The following is a 19,026-nucleotide window of genomic DNA, read 5'->3' on the forward strand; positions in this document are numbered from 1 at the left end:
GCGCGGCAGGGCCGCCGAATAGGGAACGCGCGGCGGGCTCTGGCACAATGCCGTGGACCCGATTAAGGCGTGTTTAAGCGGTGCCGGCCAGAATCCGCCAGGTCACCGCGCGCGGGGAATGCCCTCACCGCCCGCGCCGTGTCAGGATCCGCAAACCCGCCGTTGGGCCGGCATCTCAATCCGATATCAGGAAGCTCATGACCAATCCCACCTCCAGCCCTACGTCCAGCCAGACCGACCGCGTCTCGGCGTGGAGCCTCATCAAGCCCTACTGGGTGTCCGAGGAACGCAAGATCGCCTGGGGTCTGCTGATCGCGATCATCGTGATGAACCTGCTGCTCGTGGGCATCAATGCATGGTTGAACAACTGGAACCGCGATTTCTACAACGCGCTGCAAAGCAAAAACGTGCATGAATTCCCGCACCTGATGCTGATCTTCACCGGCCTCGCGTTCGCATTCATCATCATCGCGGTGTACACGCGTTATCTGCGCCAGATGCTCGGCTTTCGCTGGCGCCAATGGCTCACCACGAAGTATCTGCAGGAGTGGCTGGGTGAAGGCACGTTCTACCGCATCGAGCGTGACCGCCTCACCGACAACCCCGACCAGCGTATCGCCGTCGACCTCGATTCGTTCGCGACCACGACGCTTGCCCTCACCCTCGATCTGATCTCCACCATCGCCACCCTCGTGTGGTTCTCGATCGTGCTCTGGAGCACCGCGGGCGCGTTGACGGTGATGCTGGGCGGCACACCGGTCCAGATTCCCGGCTACATGCTGTGGGCCGCTATCGCGTACGCCGTAGTGGGTTCGATCCTCACGCACAAGGTGGGGCATCCGCTGGTGTCGATCAACTACCAGCAACAGCGCGTTGAAGCCGACTTCCGTTTCGGCCTGATCCGCCTGCGCGAGAACGCAGAGCAAATCGCCTTCTACGACGGCATGCGCACCGAAGAAGCCAGCGCGAAGGACCTCTTCAGCCGCATTCGCGACAACTGGTGGCGCGTGATGAAGTACACGAAGCGGTACTCCTTCGTCGTCAACTTCTATGGCCAGATTGCGAATATCTTCCCGATCGTCGTGGCGTCGCCGCGTTATTTCGGAGGCGCAATCAGCTTCGGCACGCTGATGCAGATTGCCGGTGCCTTCGGCTCCGTGAGCGACTCGCTGTCATGGTTCGTCAATAGTTACGGCACCCTGGTCGAGTGGCGCGCCACCGTCAACCGTCTTCGCGAATTCAAGCGCGTGATGCACCAGCCGCATCTCAAGGAATCCGTATTGCCGGCCACCGAGCACGGCGGCATCAACCTCCATTACGTCGACGAAAGCCAGCTCGTCACGCGCGGCCTCACGCTCGCGCTGCCCAACGGCGAAACGCTCGCGCACGTGCGAGACGTCGCCATCAAGCCCGCTTCGCGCTGGCTCGTGCGCGGCCCGTCCGGCTCCGGCAAGAGCACGCTGCTGCGCGCGCTGGCGGGCCTCTGGCCGTTCGGCAGCGGCTCGATCGACGCGCCCGTGGGCGCTCGCATGATGTTCATCCCGCAGCAAAGCTATCTGCCCATCGGCACGCTGAAGGCGGCGCTTGCCTACCCCGCCACGAGCGACACGTTCAGCGACGACGACTGCCGCGAAGCGCTGCGCCAGTGCCGGTTGGAAGACTACGTGGACCGGCTGCACGAATCGGCACACTGGACGCGCGTGCTCTCGCCCGGCGAACAGCAGCGGCTTGCGGCGGCGCGCGTGCTGCTGCACAAGCCCGACTACGTGTTCCTCGACGAAGCGACGAGTGCGCTCGACACCGAAAACGAAGCGCACGTGTATCGCGTGATGAACGAGCGGCTGCCGAACGCCGCGATCGTGAGCGTGGCGCACCGCGAGTCGCTGGCGCAATTCCATGACGAGACGCTTATCATCGAACGGGCGCTGGAGCAGGCGGCCGCGTAAATGCGGCCATGCCGCTCACGTGACCGCCACGCTCGCCAGCGCCTGATACCGCGCCCCTTGCCGCGCGAGCGTGCTCGAATACAGCACTAGCGATTCGAAGCGCGCGAACGGCGGCAGGCGAGCGTCTGCGGGAATCGTCGCGGCAGTCGCACCCCGGGCGAAGCGCGCGAGCGTGATGTGCGGCCGAAAGGCCCGTGCATCCACGGGCAAGCCCAGTTCGATCATCAGCGAGCGCACGCGCCAGTCGAGCGCCACGAAGTCATCGGACATTGCCAGCGTAGCCACCAGTAATCGCGGATGCGCTGAGCCCGGCCAGCACTCGATGCGTTCGAACGCAGCCGGCGCAAGCGGCGCGGTGCTCCCGTGCAAGGCGGCGGCGAGCGCGTCGGCCGTGTCTGCCCGAAGCGCACCGATGAAGGTCACCGTGAGATGAAGCTGCCCGTCGGGCACGCGTCGCGAGTCCGGCGGTACGGGCACCGCAGCCAGCGCCTCGCGCGTGGCCGCATCGGGCGAGAGCGCGATGAAGCAGCGTTGCCACCCTTCGGCGGCGCGGGTGTCGTGATCGAGCATTGTCGGCGACCGGCTGTCCGTACACAGTGTGATCTTATCCGCAACGCCGTGTGCGAGGCTGGCGCGGAAAGAAGGCAATAAGCGGAAGGCAACAAACGAAAAAAACCGGGTCGCCCTTTCGGGGCGCCCGGCTTTTTCGTTACGGCACTGTCGTCTCCACCTGGTCCTGCGAATCTCCTCTCGCAGTCTGTTCGCAGGGCGCCTGCACGAAGCCGGCGCCCGTGAGCGCAGAGGCTTATCGCGGCAGGCTGGAGCTGCCCATCAGGTAGGCGTCCACCGACCGCGCACACTGCCGGCCTTCGCGAATCGCCCACACGACGAGCGACTGGCCGCGCCGCATGTCGCCAGCGGTGAACACCTTGTCCACCGACGTGTAGTACGACTTGTCGCCTTCGGTCGCCGCGCGCACGTTGCCGCGCGGGTCCTTGTCCACGCCGAACGCTTCGAGCACCGGCGACACCGGCTGCGTGAAGCCCATCGCGAGCAGCACGAGGTCGGCCTTCATCTCGAACTCGGAACCCGGCACTTCCTGCATCTTGCCGTCCTTCCACTCCACGCGCGCGGCGATCAGCTTCTCCACCTTGCCGTTCTTGCCTTCGAAGCGCTTCGTGGCCACCGACCAGTCGCGCTCGCAGCCCTCTTCGTGCGACGACGACGTGCGCAGCTTGACCGGCCAGTACGGCCACACGAGCGGCTTGTTCTCTTCCTCGGGCGGCTGCGGCAGCAGTTCGAACTGCGCGACGCTCTTGGCCCCGTGACGGTTCGAGGTACCGACGCAGTCCGAGCCCGTATCGCCACCACCGATCACTACAACGTGCTTGCCCTTCGCGAGCAGTTGGTCGGCCACCTTGTCGCCGGCATTGACCTTGTTTTGCTGCGGCAGGAATTCCATCGCGAAGTGAATGCCCGCGAGTTCGCGGCCCGGCACCGGCAGGTCGCGCGGCGTTTCGGAACCGCCAGCCAGCACGACGGCGTCGAACTGCTCCTTGAGGTCCTCGGGCGAAAGCGTTTCTTTCGCCGTGTTGCCGATGTGGGCCGGCAGCGCGTCTTTGCCGATGAACACGTTGGTGCGGAACGTCACGCCTTCGGCTTCCATCTGGCGCATGCGGCGGTCGATCAGCCACTTCTCCAGCTTGAAGTCGGGAATGCCGTAACGCAGCAGGCCGCCAACGCGGTCGTTCTTCTCGAACACGGTCACGTCGTGGCCCGCGCGCGCCAGTTGCTGTGCAGCGGCGAGACCCGCGGGGCCGGAGCCCACCACGGCCACCTTCTTGCCGGTTTTGTGCTTCGGCGGCTGCGGCGCCACCCAGCCTTCGGCCCATGCTTTGTCGATGATCGCGTGCTCGATCGACTTGATGCCGACCGGGTCGTTATTGATGCCGAGCGTGCACGCCGCTTCGCACGGCGCCGGGCAGATGCGGCCCGTGAACTCCGGGAAATTGTTCGTGGAATGGAGCACTTCGATCGCGCTCTTCCAGTCCTGGCGGAACACCAGGTCGTTGAAGTCCGGAATGATGTTGTTGACCGGGCAGCCGTTGTTGCAGAACGGAATGCCGCAGTCCATGCAGCGCGCACCCTGGACCTTCGCGTCCTCGTCGGTGAGGGCCGCGACAAATTCCTTGTAGTGCTTCACCCGCGTGAGCGGTGCTTCGTACGCCTCGTGACGGCGTTCGAATTCGAGAAAACCGGTTGCCTTACCCATGTGGCTCTCGTCTATCCATGTATTCGGTGGGGGATCGGCGTGTGCCGCGCACGCTCTCGCGTACGGGGCACACGCCTCGTCGATCGTGTCGGGCTAACGCTGCGAAGTTATGCGGCCAGAACTTCCTTGCTCGCCTTCTTCGCGCCGATCTCGCCCAGCGCGCGCCGGTATTCGGTCGGGAATACCTTCACGAACTGGCGCCGCGCCGCGTCCCAGTTTTCCAGCAGCGCCTTCGCACGCGGCGAGCCGGTGAACTGGAAGTGACGCTCGATCAGCCCCTTGAGCAGCGCCTCGTCCGTCTGGCCCGCGTGCCACAGCGCGCGGTCCACGGTGTGCTCCTGCTCGGCTTGCTGCAGCACCGGTTCGAGCGCGACCATCGACTTGTTGCACTTCGGGCCGAAGGTGCCTTCGGGGTCGTAGACGTAGGCCACGCCGCCCGACATGCCGGCCGCGAAGTTACGGCCCGTCTCGCCGAGCACGACCACCGTGCCGCCCGTCATGTACTCGCAGCCGTGGTCGCCCGTGCCTTCCACCACCGCCGTGGCGCCGGAATTGCGCACGCAGAAGCGCTCGCCGGCCACGCCGCGGAAGAACGCTTCGCCTTCCAGTGCGCCGTACATCACCGTGTTGCCGCAGATGATGTTTTCTTCCGACTTGCCGCGGAAGTCGTTGGTCGGACGGATGATGATGCGTCCGCCGGAAAGCCCCTTGCCGACGTAGTCGTTGCCGTCGCCGACGAGGTCGAGCGTGACGCCCTTCGCGAGGAACGCGCCGAAGCTCTGGCCCGCCGTGCCCTTCAACTGGATGTGAATGGCGTCGTCGGGCAGGCCGTCGTGTCCGTACTTCTTCGCCACCACGCCCGAGAGCATGGCGCCCACCGTCCGGTTCACGTTACGCACAGGCTGGATGAACGAGACGTGCTCGCCGCGCTCGACAGCGGCCTTTGCCTTCTCGATCAACGTGTGGTCGAGCGCGCGGTCGAGGCCGTGATCCTGCGACTCCAGATGCCGGCGTGCCACGTCTTCCGGCACGACCGGCTGATAGAACACGTTCGTGAAGTCGAGACCCTTCGCCTTCCAGTGCTCGATGCCCTTCTTCATGTCGAGCAGATCCGCGCGGCCGATCAGGTCGTCGAACTTGCGGATGCCGAGTTGCGCCATGATTTCGCGCACTTCCTCGGCCACGAAGAAGAAGTAGTTCACCACGTGTTCGGGCTGGCCCTGGAACTTCGCACGCAGCACCGGATCCTGCGTTGCCACGCCCACCGGGCAGGTGTTCAGGTGGCACTTGCGCATCATGATGCAGCCTTCCACGACGAGCGGCGCCGTCGCGAAGCCGAACTCGTCCGCGCCCAGCAGCGCGCCGATCACCACGTCGCGGCCCGTCTTCATCTGGCCGTCGGCCTGCACGCGGATGCGGCCGCGCAGGCGGTTGAGCACGAGCGTCTGTTGCGTTTCGGCAAGGCCCAGTTCCCACGGCGTGCCGGCGTGCTTGATCGACGAGAGCGGCGATGCGCCCGTGCCGCCGTCATGGCCCGCGATCACGACGTGATCGGACTTCGCCTTGGCGACGCCCGCGGCCACCGTGCCGACACCGCTTTCCGACACCAGCTTGACCGAAATGCTGGCCGAGGGATTCACGTTCTTAAGGTCGTGAATCAGCTGCGCCAGGTCTTCGATCGAGTAGATGTCGTGGTGCGGCGGCGGCGAAATGAGACCGACGCCCGGCACCGAGTAACGCAGCTTGCCGATGTACTCGGAGACCTTGTGGCCCGGCAACTGACCGCCTTCGCCAGGCTTTGCGCCCTGCGCCATCTTGATCTGGATCTGGTCTGCCGAGACGAGGTACTCGGCCGTCACGCCGAAGCGTCCCGAGGCTACCTGCTTGATCTTCGAGCGCAGCGAATCGCCGTCCTTGAGCGCAATGTCGCGCACGATTTCCTTGCCGATCACCGAAGCCAGCGTGTCGCCGTTCTTGATCGGAATGCCGCGCAGTTCGTTGCGATAGCGGTTTTCGTCCTCGCCGCCCTCGCCCGTGTTCGATTTGCCGCCAATGCGGTTCATCGCGACGGCGAGCGTGGCGTGTGCTTCGGTGCTGATCGAGCCGAGCGACATCGCGCCCGTCGCAAAGCGCTTCACGATCTCCTTTGCGGACTCCACTTCGTCGAGCGAAATGGCGCGCGCCGGATGCACCTTGAACTCGAACAGGCCGCGGAACGTCATGTGACGGCGGGTCTGGTCGTTGATCAGGTTCGCGTACTCCTTGTACGTCTGGTAGGAGTTGCTGCGCGTGGAATGCTGGAGCTTCGCGATGGCGTCCGGCGTCCACATGTGGTCTTCGCCGCGCACGCGATACGCGTACTCGCCGCCCGCGTCGAGCATGGTGGCGAGCACCTGGTTTTCACCGAAGGCGTCGCGATGCAGGCGAATGGCTTCTTCGGCCACTTCGAAAAGGCCGATGCCGTTCACCTTCGACGCCGTGCCCTTGAAGTACTTCTGCACGAGGTCTTCAGCGAGGCCAACGGCTTCGAAAATCTGCGCACCCGTGTACGACATGTACGTCGAGATGCCCATCTTCGACATGACCTTCTGCAGGCCCTTGCCGATCGCCTTCGTGAAGTTGTAGACCGCCTTTTCCGGCGACAGGTCGCCCTTGAAGCCCGAAGCGAGCTGCGCGAGCGTTTCCATCGCGAGGTACGGGTGCACGGCTTCCGCGCCGTAACCCGCGAGCAGCGCGAAGTGGTGCACCTCACGCGCAGAACCCGTTTCGACCACGAGGCCCGTGCTCGTGCGCAGACCTTGCTGCACGAGGTGTGTGTGGATGGCCGAGGTAGCGAGCAGCGCCGGAATGGCGACGTTGTCGCGGTCCGTCTTGCGGTCGGACACGATCAGGATGTTGTAGCCCGAGCGCACCGCGTCCACGGCTTCGGCGCACAGCGACGCGAGCCGCGCCTCGATGCCTTCCTTGCCCCACGAAACCGGATAGCAGATGTTCAGTTCGTACGAGCTGAACTTGCCGCCCGTGTACTGATCGATGGCGCGGATCTTCGCGATGTCCTTGAAGTCGAGCACAGGCTGCGAGACTTCGAGACGCATCGGCGGGTTGATGTTGTTCGTGTCGAGCAGGTTCGGCTTCGGGCCGATGAACGAGACGAGCGACATCACCAGGTTCTCGCGGATCGGGTCGATCGGCGGGTTCGTCACCTGGGCGAACAGTTGCTTGAAGTAGTGGTAGAGCGTCTTGTTCTTGTTCGACATCACCGCGAGCGGCGAGTCGTTGCCCATCGAGCCGATGGCCTCCTCGCCGGCCTGGGCCATGGGCGCCATCAGGAACTTGAGGTCTTCCTGCGTGTAGCCGAATGCCTGCTGGCGGTCCAGCAGCGCGGCGGCCTCGCGGCGTTCCGTGGCGACTTCCTCGGCCTTCGGCTCGATCTCGTCGAGCTTGATGCGCACGGCGTCGATCCAGCTCTTGTACGGCTTGGCGTTGGCGAGGTTGTCCTTGAGTTCCTTGTCGTCGATGATGCGGCCGTGTTCCATGTCGATCAGGAACATCTTGCCCGGCTGCAGACGCCACTTCTTGACGATCTTCGATTCGGGAATGGGCAGCACACCCGATTCGGACGCCATGATGACGAGGTCGTCGTCCGTGATGATGTAGCGGGCCGGACGCAGGCCGTTACGGTCGAGCGTCGCGCCGATCTGGCGGCCGTCCGTGAACGCGATGGCGGCGGGGCCGTCCCACGGCTCCATCATGGCGGCGTGGTACTCGTAGAACGCGCGGCGGTTGTCGTCCATGAGCGTGTGCTGTTCCCACGCCTCCGGAATCATCATCATGACCGCGTGCACGAGCGGGTAGCCCGCCATCACGAGCAGCTCGAGGCAGTTGTCGAACGACGCCGTATCCGACTGACCGGGATAGATCAGCGGCCAGAGCTTCGGCAGGTCGTCGCCCAGCACGTGGCTGGCAATGGCGCCCGTGCGGGCGTTGAGCCAGTTGACGTTGCCCTTCACCGTGTTGATTTCGCCGTTGTGGGCAATCATGCGGTACGGGTGGGCGAGTTCCCAGGCGGGGAACGTGTTGGTCGAGAAGCGCTGGTGCACCAGTGCGAGCGCCGACACGACACGCTCGTCCTGCAGGTCGCGGTAGTACACGCCCACCTGGCCCGCGAGCAGCAGCCCCTTGTAGACCACCGTGCGCGCCGAGCACGACGGCACGAAATATTCCTTGCCGTGCTTGAGCTTGAGCGCCTGAATGCGGTGGCTCGCGGTCTTGCGGATGATGTACAGCTTCCGCTCGAGCGCGTCCGTGACCATGATGTCCTTGCCGCGGCCGATGAAGATCTGGCGGATCACCGGCTCGGTCGCCTTGACGTTCGGCGAGATGGGCATGGCGTGGTCGACCGGCACGTCGCGCCAGCCCAGCACCACCTGGCCTTCGGCCTTCACCGTGCGCTCCAGTTCCTGTTCGCAGGCGAGACGCGAAGCGTGCTCCTTCGGCAGGAAGATCATGCCGACGCCGTACTCGCCGGCGGGCGGCAGCGTCACGCCCTGCTTCGCCATCTCTTCGCGATAGAAGCCGTCCGGAATCTGGATCAGGATGCCGGCGCCGTCGCCCATCAGCGGGTCCGCGCCCACGGCGCCCCGGTGATCGAGGTTCTCGAGAATCTTCAGGCCCTGCTGAATGATCTCGTGGCTTTTCTTGCCCTTGATGTGCGCAACAAAACCGACGCCGCACGCGTCGTGCTCGTTCTGCGGGTCGTACAGACCCTGGGCGGCGGGGCGCAGGGCACCCGGGTGCTCGTGGTGGTCGTTCATGGGGACACCGTCTGAAAGAGGGCCGGTACGCAGACGTACCAGCCGTTGAAACCATGTTCTTGTTCCCGCTGAACGCTGACGCCCGAGTGAGGGCCGCGCTGGGGAGCGGATTTCCCGCGTCGTGCGCCCAGGAATCGCCGGAATTCGGAATATACGCGACGAATCAATGAAATAGCAAACAAAATGTGATGATATGGAACCAATTATCGTATTGGTGCATTTTCTGCCGTTTTAATTGGTTCCATATCAAAACAGGGCAAAAGAAACGGCATCTTCCGATGCCGTCTTCCGGATGCGCGCCGGCCCGCCGCTATTGCGTCTGCGGCGTCTCCCGAACCTTGCGTGGACGCCCGCGCGGTAGCGGCGACACGCGCCGGTTCGCCGTACGCGACGCCCATTCGCGATACGACTCGCCGCCCAGCACCCAACCCTTCAGCGTGGCCTGAAGCAGTTGATTCGCTTCGCGTTCGTCGAGCGGCTGCTCGCACAGTTCGCGGTAGGCCCGCTGCCGTTCGAACGGCGTATTGCCAAGCGACCAGTAGAGCGGATGGTCGGTGATGAGGCTGTCGACCGTCAGCCCGATGTGATGGCGATAGCTCGACCAGCGGTAATCCTCGGGCGCTGCCACGAGCTTGTTACGCACCGGCGAGAGTTCCACCACGCGGCTCGCGAGCAGGAAGTACCGCTCGCCCTCGATCACCGTTGCGCGATAGCGGCCCTCCCACAACGTGCCACGCCGCGAGTAGCGGCGATTGAAGTGAGCCACGTAGCGGCGGCCCACGGCCTGCATCGCTTTGGGCAGGCTCGCTTCGTCGGACGGTGTCACAAGCAGTTGCACCGCACCCGGCATGAGCGCCCAGGCGTGCACGGCGAGATGATGATCGCGCGCCGCCGCCTTCAGGCAATCGATGAACAGCTCGTAGTCCTGGTCGTCGACGAAAGCGGGCTGCTGGTCGAGTCCGCGCAGGATCACGTGCTGAGGCTGGTCTGGGACATAAAGACGTGCAAGCCGTGCCATGCTGGATTTTCCAATAGTGGCGTTAGTAAATACCCGCGGGTCCGCGCAACGGCCGCCGCGCGGCCTTCGGCGTGGCGCGGCTCGCGCGGAAACCCCGCAGCGCTTAGGGAGAAAGCTCTAACCGTGCCATATGGTCTGTTTGAAACGTTCTGGTCATAATGAGCACGCCTTTTATGGAGGAGCACAAATGAAATTAAAACAGGCCTTGACGGGGATGGCGGCGCTCGCCTGCATGACCGCAGCGCACGCGCAGACGGCCAATACGTTTTACGTTACGACGGGGTGGTTTCATTTCATGCCCCAAGACAGCAGCGATCCACTCAAAGTCACCAACGTCGGCGGGTCACCCGTCAACATCACGATTCCGAACACCGGTGCCGGCATTGACGATTCCGACACGATCGGTTTGAGCTTCGGTTACTACATCACCGACCACATCTCGACGGAGTTGGAACTCGGCATTCCGCCCAAATTCGACCTGAACGGCAAAGGCACCTTCGAACAGTTCGGCAAGCTCGGTTCGGCAAAACTGTGGAGCCCCGCCCTTCTCTTCAAATACAACTTCAACGACGCCCAGGCGAAGTTCCGGCCATATGTGGGTCTTGGCGTGACGCGCGTCTGGTTCACCGACGCCAAGATCACCAACGGCCAGTTCGAGCAGGGCGTACTGAACGGTCCGACCAGCGTGTCGACGGATCGTTCCTGGTCGCCGGTATTTAATCTCGGCTTCAACTACGCGTTCACCAAACACTGGTTCGCCGGCCTCTCCATCTCGTACATTCCGGTCAGCGTAAAGGCTACCCTCAACACGGCTCGCTCGACACCGGTGGGTACGCTCAACGCGACGTCGGAAACGAAGATCAAGCTGAACCCGATCGTTACTTACGTCAAGGTCGGCTACGCGTTCTAAAGCATCGGCACCGACGAAGGGACGCAATTCAGCGGCCCGCCCGGACCTTCGCACATTCTTCGCTTTTCACCTGAACGCCGCCACGGAACCTCGCCGGTTCCGTGGCGGCGTTTTTCGATTCTATGCCTGCCTGATCAAATGTGCTGACCCCGTAACGGGTTGTAATTCCGACAGTGCCCGCAATCGTCTACACCCGCCCCGCAACGCCCTGATGGCAGGCGCGACGCGGCGTGTTGCGCTGCAGCGGTATCGCGGGCACCCAAGTTGCGTGATACTGGGCTTCCCGCGAATATTCCACGCAAGGCGCGCGGGACACCCCCTTCATTCTTCATCGACGGAGCGATCATGACTGCATTTCCCAACACTCGGGACGCCATCGGAGAATCCTGGAACACCACCGGCCGCCACGCGCGCCGTATCGCGCGGCACACGCGCCACGCGGCCGAAGACGTGGCCGGCGAACTGCGCGCGTTGCTCGCCGAACTGGAAACCACACTCGCCGACGGCACGCAGGCCGACGCCGTGACGCTGCGCGCCGACATGCGCAAGCGGCTGGACGCCGCGCGCTCCCGGCTCGATGAAACACGCGCCGCGGTGCGCGACCGCGCCGGCGATGCGCTCGAGCAGGCGCAGGATTACGTCCGCGAGAATCCGTGGCAGTCGCTTGCGATCGTGGGCGGCGTGGCGCTGATCCTGGGCGCGGTCCTCGCCCGGTCGCGATAAGGCGGGACATGCCCGCCGGCGTGCGGGCCGAGGGGCGACCACACCTGGAGCGGCCTCGGTTCAGCCGCCCAGCGAGTCCGGCGCGATCAGGTCGATGCGGTCGGTACAGACCGTGTCCACGCCCCACGCGACGAGTTCTCTTGCGCGCTGCAGGTCGTTGACCGTATAGGCCAGCACGAAGAGGCCCGCCGCCTTGATTTGCGCGACGCGTTGCGCGTCGAGTTGCTCGTGGTCCACGTGCAGGGAGACGCAGCCGAGTGCGTCTGTCTGCGCGCGCCAGTCCGCGGGCAGCTGTTCAACGAGCAGGCCGCGCGGCAACGTGGGCGCGGCATCGCGAGCGGCAGCGAGCGCATCGAACGAGAAGGACGACAGGAGCGGCGCCGGTTCCGCGCCCGCCCAAAGCCGGGCCGTTTCGAACGCGACGAGGCGACCTGTGTCCTCGTCGCGGGTGGGACACGGCTTGATCTCGACATTCGCGGCGAGCCCCAACGCCTTGCAGCGCGCGGCCACCTGCTCGAGCGTCGGCATCCGTTCACCCACGAAAGCTGCGTCGTACCAGGCGCCGGCGTCCAGCGCCGCGAGCGCGTCGTAGCGCATGCGCGCGGCCGCGCCGCTGCCGTTCGACGTGCGATCGACCGTATCGTCATGCAGCAGGAAAACGACGTTATCGACGGAAAGCTTCGCGTCGAACTCGACCATTCGGTGTCCGAAGCGCGCCCCTGTCTCCAGCGCGGCAAGCGTGTTCTCGGGAGCCAGCGTGCCGCCGCCGCGATGGGCAGCCACGTGCGGATACGGCCATGTTTTCATCGGATGAGCTTGCATGGGCAGACGTCCATGGGTGGATGCGGTATTGGAAAGACTGCGAATGCGAAACGGGCGCGAGGCGCTGGCGAGCTGGCGTGCAACCGCGCCCCTCGCTTAGTTGTCGGCGATCACGAAGAGCCGCTGATACTCCTTGAGCGCATAGCGGTCAGTCATCCCCGCGATGTAGTGCGCGACGAGGCGCGGCTGAACCGCCGGATCCTTCGACTGATACGCGGGCGGCAACAGCCGCGAGTCCTCGATGAACGCGTCGAAGAGCCCGACCACCACGCGCCGCGCCTTGTTCGCCATGCGCATCACGCGATAGTGACGGTAGAGATTCACGAACAGGAAGCGCTTCAATTGCGTGGCTTGTGCCGCGACGGTCTCGCTGTGCGCGACGAGCGGCGGCGCAGCGCGCACGTCGTCGAGCGACGCGGGTGCATGCTGGGCGAGATTGCGGCGCGTCGTGTCGATCAGGTCGACGATCAGCGTATTGATGATCCGGCGCACGGTTTCATGAATCAGGCGACGTCCCTCGATCTGCGGATAGTCGCGGCGCGCGGCCTCGTAATGCGTTTGCCAGAGTTCGACCTCGGCAAGCTGGTCGATGGAGAGCAGGCCGGAGCGCAGGCCGTCGTCGACGTCGTGATTGTTGTAGGCGATCTCGTCCGCGACGTTGGCGATTTGCGCTTCGATGGAAGGCTGGCGACCCAGCAGGAAACGCTCGCCGAGCGCGCCGAGGCGCCGGGCGTTTTCGCGCGAGCAATGCTTGAGAATGCCTTCGCGCGTTTCGAAGCACAGGTTCAGGCCATTGAATGCGCCGTAGTGCTCCTCGAGTTCGTCGACCACGGTGAGGCTTTGCAGATTGTGTTCGAAGCCCCCATGCTCGCGCATGCATTCGTTGAGCGCGTCCTGGCCGGCGTGGCCAAACGGCGTGTGGCCGAGGTCGTGCGCGAGCGAGATGGCCTCGACGAGATCCTCGTTCACGCGCAGGTTGCGAGCGACCGAGCGGGCGATCTGCGCGACTTCGAGGCTGTGCGTGAGCCGCGTGCGAAAGAGATCGCCCTCGTGATTGACGAACACCTGCGTCTTGTATTCGAGGCGCCGAAACGCGGTGGAGTGAACGATGCGGTCCCGGTCGCGCTGAAACTCGGTGCGCGCGGAAGGGGGCGGCTCATCGAAATGACGTCCACGAGACTGCGATGAACGGGCCGCGTACGGCGCAAGATGCGCTTCGAGCGCGGCAACCGTGGGAGAGGCCACCGCAGCAGCCGTTGCGTGGCCGTGTTGTTCGCCCGGGATGTCGCTGCGCCTTTCGTTCACCGGCTCCTCCAGTTGTTGCGCCGTCGCGAGCCTTGCGGTCCCGCCTTCGGCAGACCGCGCCCGTATCAGGCGGCTACCGTTGCGGCAAGCGTAGCGTGAACGGCCTCATCGGGCGCGCGGGTGATCAGCGTCTCACCGAAACGCTTCAGCAAAATGAATTTGATCGCGCCGGCTTCGGCCTTCTTGTCGACCTGCATCAGCTGCATGTAGCGCGCTTCGCCGAGTGAGGGCGCCTGCGTGGGCAGATGCGCAGCCTCCACCACGCGCACGATGCGCTGACGCGATGCTTCGTCGAGATAGCCGAGACGTACCGAGAGATCAGCCGCCATCACCATGCCGCAACCCACGGCCTCGCCGTGCAGCCACTCGCCGTAGCCCAGACCTGCCTCGATCGCATGGCCGAACGTATGCCCGAAATTGAGAATGGCGCGCAGGCCACCTTCGCGCTCGTCCGCGGCGACCACGGACGCCTTGATTTCGCACGACCGCTTCACCGCATACGCAAGCGCTTCGGGCGCGCAACGATTGAGCGCTTCGACGTTGCTTTCGATCCACTCGAAGAACGCGGCATCTGCAATGGCACCGGTCTTGATGACCTCGGCCACGCCGGCGGCCAGTTCGCGTTGCGGCAGCGTGCGCAGCGTCCCGATATCCGCGATCACGGCCTGCGGCTGGTAGAACGCGCCGATCATGTTCTTGCCGAGCGGATGGTTAATGCCCGTCTTGCCGCCCACCGACGAATCCACCTGCGAAAGCAGCGTGGTCGGCACCTGGATGAACGGCACGCCACGCATGTAGCACGCGGCCGCGAAGCCGGTCATGTCGCCGGTCACGCCGCCGCCCAGCGCGATGAGCGTGGTCTTGCGATCGGCCCGTGCACCGAGCAGCGCGTCGAAGATCTGGTTCAGCGTTTCCCAGTTCTTGTGCGCCTCGCCGTCGGGCAGTACCACGGTGGAAACCTGCTTGCCGAGCGGGGCAAGTGCGCGCCGCAACGTCTCGCCGTAGAGGGGATCGACCGTCGTGTTGGTGACGATGGTGACGGCTGCGCCGGCGATGTGCGGAGCGAACAACTCGGTACGTCCGAGCAGATCGGCCCCGATATGGATGGGATAGGCGCGCTCGCCCAGGTCGACGTTAACTGTAATCATGCTGGCCATTATGGATGACGAGGGCTCATGACGCAGTGCTGCGGGCCACGCCCGCCATCTCCAGCTGCATCAGCACCATGTTGACGAGCCCGTTGACGGAAGGCCGCCCTGTCTCGATGACGAAATTGGCGCATTCGCGATAGAGCGGGTCGCGCACTTCGTACAGCGCTTCGAGACGTGCTTTCGGGTCTTCGGTCTGCAGCAGCGGACGGTTCTTGTCGCGGCGGGTACGCAACCACAGGTCGTGCGGATTCGCGCGCAGATAGACAACAATGCCGCGGCTCTTGAGCAATTCGCGATTCTCGGGACGCAACACGGCGCCACCGCCGGTGGCCAGCACGATGTTTTCGCGACTGGTAAGGTCTGCGATCACCTGCGCTTCGCGGTCGCGGAAGCCCGCTTCGCCTTCCAGTTCGAAGATCAGGGGAATGCGGGCGCCGGTGCGGGCCTCGATTTCATGATCCGAATCGAAGAAAGGCCGCTCCAGACGGCGCGCCACCGCCCGGCCCACGGTGGTCTTCCCCGCCCCCATGAGCCCTACGAAAAATACATTGGCGTGTGCGTCCCGCGGTTGCAACGGTTTCCTCTGGTCAATCCGGTATGGTTCGTGCCGCAGCTTACTGGCAAAGCGACCGCCTTGTCGAGCCTGCGGGCACGGCCTGCGGGCCCGTCCCGCCCGCGCGGCAGGCGGCAGCCGGGTATGGGGTTTCAGCCACAAATGCGCGTCGCGCCGCCGCTCAATTCGTCTGCACAACATGCGGCGTAATGAAGACAACGAGTTCGCTGCGCTGATTGCGCTGCGCGCGGTGACGAAAAAGTGCGCCCAAAACCGGTATTTTGCCCAGGAGCGGCACGCGAGTCACATCGAGGCGCTCGTCGGTGGCGTCGATACCCCCAATGGTAACCGTGCCGCCGTCCTCCACTTCGACACGCGTCTGCACGTGCTTCGTGTTGATAGCGGGGCCCGATGTGGTCTGCTCGCCGACACTGTCCTTCGCCACGTCGAGGTCGAGAATCACCCGGCCGTCGGGCGTGATACGCGGTTCCACCTCCAGCTTCAGGCTCGCACGACGAAACTGGACGCCGGACACGCCCTGCCCCACCTTGGCCTGATAAGGCAGTTCCGTACCCTGCTCCACGATGGCCTTCATCCGGTCCGCGGTCACCACGCGCGGGCTGGACACCACGTGTCCGCGGCCCTCGGCCTCGAGCGCGCTCAGCTCCACATCGAGCAGCCGCGTTGCACGCGCCGCGAGCAGCGTCATGCCGATATTCGCGGCGTCGAAGCCCGAAAGCGCCGAGGCGCCGAGATTCAGCAGCGTGCCCTCCGTGCCGCCATGCAGTCCCGTGGACGGCGCATCGTTTCTCGCCGACATCGCGAGCTTCACTCCGAGATTGCGCGACAGACCTTGTTCGCCTTCCACGATGCGCGCTTCGATCAGCACTTGCCGCGACGGCTGGTCGAGGCGCCGGACGAGTTCGGCAAGCTGATCGAGTCGCCCCTGCAGGTCCGTTACGAAGAGCAGGTTCGTGCGGGCGTCGGCCATGACGGCGCCGCGCTTCGAGAGCACGCGTTGGGCGCCTGAGCCGGTGAACAGGCGGCGAAGCTCGTCGGCGCGGGCGTAGTGCAATTCGAAGGTGCGGCTCACGAGCGGTTCGAGTTCCGCGGCGCGGGCATGGGCTTCGAAGCGCCGCCGCTCGCGCGCGGCGAGGTCGGCGGCCGGGACCACCCAGACGATGTTGCCGTGGCGCTCCATGGCGAGCCCCTGAAGGTCGAGCAGGGTATCGAACGCGGCCCGCCACGGGACATTGTCGAAGCGCAACGTCACTTCGCCGCGCACGCGGTCGGACGCGACAATGTTGAGCCCGGTGAACTTCGCGAACGCGTGGAGCACGGCGCCGAGTTCGGCATGACGGAAATCCAGCGTGATGGGGCGATCCGGTGGAAGGCCGGCGTCGCTGGAGGTCGGGCCGCCGGTCGAAAGCCGCTGTTCGGCGGCCAGCGGAATCGGCGGTCCTTCGAGCACACTGGTTTGCAGGCTTTCGCGGTCCGCGGCGCGTGATGCCATGCCGGACCGTTGAACACGTGCGTTGTCCCGATCTGCGTCTGCGTCTGCGTCGAAGGGCGCTCCGTCTTCCGGCAGTTGCCGATCCGGAGAGGCGGAGAAGGCATAGGTCGCGTCGTCTTCTGTATCGGCACTGCCGGGCAAGCTGCCGGAGTCTTCGGAAACGAACGGATTCTTGAGCATGCGCGTCGCGGTGCGAGCCTCCCTGCCTCGCGCGCCGTAGACGTCATCCTCGAAGCTGGCAGGTAGCGGTGGGACGTCGTCGTACGTTGCGACGGGCCCGTCGCTTCGCGCCCATTGCGGTAGAGGTGGCAGCGCGGCGTGTGCAGCGCCGGCTGCAAGCCACGCACAGCAGACGCCAACGGTAATGCGGTCGCGTAGCCTCATCGCGCCACCTCCTGCAATAAGAGTTCGCGCGTACCGCTGTCGCTCGCAAGCGTGAGGCCGGTGTCGCCCACGCCGACCACCTGCTCGCCGAGAAGACTTTCGCCCGCAGTCACGTCCAATGCGCCATTCGACGTTTCCACGAGTGCCAGTGCGCGCCTGCGATCACGCAGCAGCCCGGTGAGACGCACCGCGTCGTCGGCAGCATCGGAACGATCCACGGCGAACGGGTCGGCGAGATAGCGCTGGAACGTTTCGTCGGGGTCGAGCGAAAGCAGGTCGGCGGCTCGGTCGCGAGTTGCCTCGCGCATCGCCTCCGGCGCACGCAAGCCATCGTAGACACGCAGTTGTGCCTCGATATGCAGTGAGTCGGCATTGCGCTTCACCGTCAATTCGATGGGCACGACGAGGGTTGGCAAGGTCTGGAGTGCTTGCAGGAAATCCATCAGCTGCGAAAAATCCGCCTGCGCGGAGAGCTTGATGGAACGCATTGCATCCGTCGCCGATCCGCTCTCCGCCCCCGGTTCGAGACCGAAGAGCACCATGCCCGCTGCCGCCGCGAGCGCCGAGACCGTGCGCGCGTCCGCCGAAAACGACCCACGCTTGCCCCCTTCATTCAGGTCGGGCAGGCCGCGCGCGAGGCTCCGCAGTTCGGTCAGATGCGCGACACCGTCGCGGGCGTCGTCAAAGCGCGATTGCGCGTCGGCAAGCGCAGCGCGCGCCGCGTCGATGCCGGTCATGTCTTCGCTCGTCCACGCTCTCGCGCCGGCTACGAACGTCAATGCGGCAACCAGCACGGCCACGCCGAAGCGCTGCCATGCGCTCCAGGTCTCCGGCCGGGCCCACGCTCCCGTCCATGACGCATGGCCTGCGCGTGCTTCACCCAGACCGTACGGAAACTGCGTGCCGACGCCGCTCATGTCCGCCCCCGCAATGCGTTCTCGTGGGTAGCGCCTGGTCGCTGCGAACGTTGTGCCTCGCCCGGCGTGCCGGGCGCATCGTCCCATCGCACCGTGGCGGTGAACTGCACGGTCTCGCGCGGTTGCGTGCCGGCACGAGGCGTCGGCCCAGGCTCCGCGCGCTTCAACTCGCTCACCGATACCGAGCGCACGCCTTCCAGATCGCGTAGCCGCTCCAGCCATTCGGCTGATGCAGCGTGATCGCGCGCCTCACCGGTCACCACGATTTCGCCGTCGTGCTGCACGAGCCGCTGCACCGCGACTTCCGCTGAAGCTTCGCGACTCAATGCGGCAAGAAAGTCGAACAGATGCGCGAGCGATGCGCCCATTGCGACTGCGCGTTCGTCGCGTTCGCGCTGCCCGGCAATACGCCGCGCCAGACGATCGTGCTCGGCAAGCGGTCCCACCATCGCCGCAAGCGAGCGTTCTGTTTCGGCCCGTTGCGCGTCCACACGCATCCGCTCGAAGACCTGCCAGCCGCCTAGCGCGATTACCCCTGCGCCGCCCAATGCCGCCGCGCATGCCCAGCCGAGCAGACAACGCCGGCGCGCACGACGCATCTGAGCTCGCCGCCAAGGCAGCAAATTGAAGCCGCCCATCCATGCGGTCCCGCGCTCGGCGCGCAGTTGGGCGCGCGTGATTGCATTCACGTTCATGGC

General features: G+C 65.1%; 14 protein-coding genes. 3 read left to right on the top strand and 11 right to left on the bottom strand.

Annotated features, from left to right (window positions below; all coding sequences use genetic code 11):
• The first annotated feature begins 197 nt into the window (after positions 1 to 197).
• Positions 198 to 1,946, top strand: a complete 1,749-nt coding sequence (locus PXJ20_RS00750; protein ID WP_421029955.1) for an ABC transporter ATP-binding protein/permease — start codon at positions 198 to 200, stop codon at positions 1,944 to 1,946.
• Positions 1,947 to 1,961: 15 nt separating this feature from the next.
• Here PXJ20_RS00750 and thpR read toward each other — a convergent pair whose 3' ends face one another.
• The 4 genes from thpR to PXJ20_RS00770 form a co-directional block, all read right to left on the bottom strand.
• The gene (gene thpR, locus PXJ20_RS00755; RefSeq protein WP_421029956.1) at positions 1,962 to 2,516 is read right to left on the bottom strand and encodes an RNA 2',3'-cyclic phosphodiesterase; all 555 of its coding nucleotides are present in this window, start codon (positions 2,514 to 2,516) and stop codon (positions 1,962 to 1,964) included.
• A gap of 235 nt (positions 2,517 to 2,751) precedes the next feature.
• The gene (locus tag PXJ20_RS00760; protein ID WP_017777202.1) at positions 2,752 to 4,218 is read right to left on the bottom strand and encodes a glutamate synthase subunit beta; all 1,467 of its coding nucleotides are present in this window, start codon (positions 4,216 to 4,218) and stop codon (positions 2,752 to 2,754) included.
• Positions 4,219 to 4,325: 107 nt separating this feature from the next.
• Positions 4,326 to 9,032: a glutamate synthase-related protein gene (locus PXJ20_RS00765; protein WP_421029957.1), complete on the bottom strand. Its 4,707-nt coding sequence runs from the start codon at positions 9,030 to 9,032 to the stop codon at positions 4,326 to 4,328.
• Positions 9,033 to 9,342: 310 nt separating this feature from the next.
• Entirely contained in the window at positions 9,343 to 10,050 is a 708-nt protein-coding gene (locus PXJ20_RS00770; RefSeq protein WP_026121928.1) for a transposase, read from the bottom strand.
• Between the two features lie 187 nt (positions 10,051 to 10,237).
• Here PXJ20_RS00770 and PXJ20_RS00775 point away from each other — a divergent pair, with 187 nt between their 5' ends.
• Positions 10,238 to 10,960 (top strand): OmpW/AlkL family protein, encoded by a 723-nt coding sequence (locus tag PXJ20_RS00775; RefSeq protein WP_126879338.1) that lies wholly within the window; start codon positions 10,238 to 10,240, stop codon positions 10,958 to 10,960.
• A gap of 345 nt (positions 10,961 to 11,305) precedes the next feature.
• The gene (locus PXJ20_RS00780) at positions 11,306 to 11,683 is read left to right on the top strand and encodes a DUF883 family protein (protein WP_017777198.1); all 378 of its coding nucleotides are present in this window, start codon (positions 11,306 to 11,308) and stop codon (positions 11,681 to 11,683) included.
• Positions 11,684 to 11,743: 60 nt separating this feature from the next.
• Here PXJ20_RS00780 and ugpQ read toward each other — a convergent pair whose 3' ends face one another.
• The 7 genes from ugpQ to PXJ20_RS00815 form a co-directional block, all read right to left on the bottom strand.
• On the bottom strand, positions 11,744 to 12,505 hold the full coding sequence (gene ugpQ / locus PXJ20_RS00785) for a glycerophosphodiester phosphodiesterase (RefSeq protein WP_421029958.1): 762 nt from the start codon (positions 12,503 to 12,505) through the stop codon (positions 11,744 to 11,746).
• A gap of 96 nt (positions 12,506 to 12,601) precedes the next feature.
• Positions 12,602 to 13,810: a deoxyguanosinetriphosphate triphosphohydrolase gene (locus tag PXJ20_RS00790; protein WP_421057403.1), complete on the bottom strand. Its 1,209-nt coding sequence runs from the start codon at positions 13,808 to 13,810 to the stop codon at positions 12,602 to 12,604.
• 65 nt (positions 13,811 to 13,875) lie between these two features.
• Positions 13,876 to 14,958, bottom strand: coding sequence for a 3-dehydroquinate synthase (aroB, locus tag PXJ20_RS00795; RefSeq protein ID WP_421029960.1), 1,083 nt, complete (start codon positions 14,956 to 14,958; stop codon positions 13,876 to 13,878).
• Between the two features lie 25 nt (positions 14,959 to 14,983).
• A complete protein-coding gene (gene aroK / locus PXJ20_RS00800) occupies positions 14,984 to 15,535 on the bottom strand; it encodes a shikimate kinase AroK (RefSeq protein ID WP_026121925.1) in 552 nt (183 codons plus the stop codon).
• Positions 15,536 to 15,695: 160 nt separating this feature from the next.
• The gene (locus PXJ20_RS00805; RefSeq protein ID WP_421029961.1) at positions 15,696 to 17,411 is read right to left on the bottom strand and encodes a type IV pilus secretin PilQ; all 1,716 of its coding nucleotides are present in this window, start codon (positions 17,409 to 17,411) and stop codon (positions 15,696 to 15,698) included.
• Complete coding sequence (locus tag PXJ20_RS00810; RefSeq protein WP_421029962.1) at positions 17,408 to 18,328, bottom strand: hypothetical protein; 921 nt, start codon at positions 18,326 to 18,328, stop codon at positions 17,408 to 17,410. The genes PXJ20_RS00805 and PXJ20_RS00810 overlap by 4 nt, the downstream gene beginning before the upstream one ends.
• Entirely contained in the window at positions 18,325 to 19,023 is a 699-nt protein-coding gene (locus PXJ20_RS00815; protein ID WP_421029963.1) for a PilN domain-containing protein, read from the bottom strand. The genes PXJ20_RS00810 and PXJ20_RS00815 overlap by 4 nt, the downstream gene beginning before the upstream one ends.
• Positions 19,024 to 19,026: the final 3 nt, after the last annotated feature.

This window comes from Paraburkholderia sp. A1RI_3L, assembly GCF_048957895.1.
Lineage (GTDB): Bacteria > Pseudomonadota > Gammaproteobacteria > Burkholderiales > Burkholderiaceae > Paraburkholderia > Paraburkholderia kururiensis.

Excerpts from the sequence above, each read along its gene's own strand:
- PXJ20_RS00805 (WP_421029961.1), bottom strand. The coding sequence starts at position 17,411 with ATGAGGCTACGCGACCGCATTACCGTTGGCGTCTGCTGTGCGTGGCTT.
- PXJ20_RS00750 (WP_421029955.1), top strand. The coding sequence starts at position 198 with ATGACCAATCCCACCTCCAGCCCTACGTCCAGCCAGACCGACCGCGTC.
- ugpQ (WP_421029958.1), bottom strand. The coding sequence starts at position 12,505 with ATGCAAGCTCATCCGATGAAAACATGGCCGTATCCGCACGTGGCTGCC.
- PXJ20_RS00770 (WP_026121928.1), bottom strand. The coding sequence starts at position 10,050 with ATGGCACGGCTTGCACGTCTTTATGTCCCAGACCAGCCTCAGCACGTG.
- PXJ20_RS00780 (WP_017777198.1), top strand. The coding sequence starts at position 11,306 with ATGACTGCATTTCCCAACACTCGGGACGCCATCGGAGAATCCTGGAAC.
- PXJ20_RS00810 (WP_421029962.1), bottom strand. The coding sequence starts at position 18,328 with ATGAGCGGCGTCGGCACGCAGTTTCCGTACGGTCTGGGTGAAGCACGC.
- aroB (WP_421029960.1), bottom strand. The coding sequence starts at position 14,958 with ATGATTACAGTTAACGTCGACCTGGGCGAGCGCGCCTATCCCATCCAT.
- thpR (WP_421029956.1), bottom strand. The coding sequence starts at position 2,516 with ATGCTCGATCACGACACCCGCGCCGCCGAAGGGTGGCAACGCTGCTTC.
- PXJ20_RS00760 (WP_017777202.1), bottom strand. The coding sequence starts at position 4,218 with ATGGGTAAGGCAACCGGTTTTCTCGAATTCGAACGCCGTCACGAGGCG.
- PXJ20_RS00815 (WP_421029963.1), bottom strand. The coding sequence starts at position 19,023 with ATGAACGTGAATGCAATCACGCGCGCCCAACTGCGCGCCGAGCGCGGG.
- PXJ20_RS00775 (WP_126879338.1), top strand. The coding sequence starts at position 10,238 with ATGAAATTAAAACAGGCCTTGACGGGGATGGCGGCGCTCGCCTGCATG.
- PXJ20_RS00765 (WP_421029957.1), bottom strand. The coding sequence starts at position 9,032 with ATGAACGACCACCACGAGCACCCGGGTGCCCTGCGCCCCGCCGCCCAG.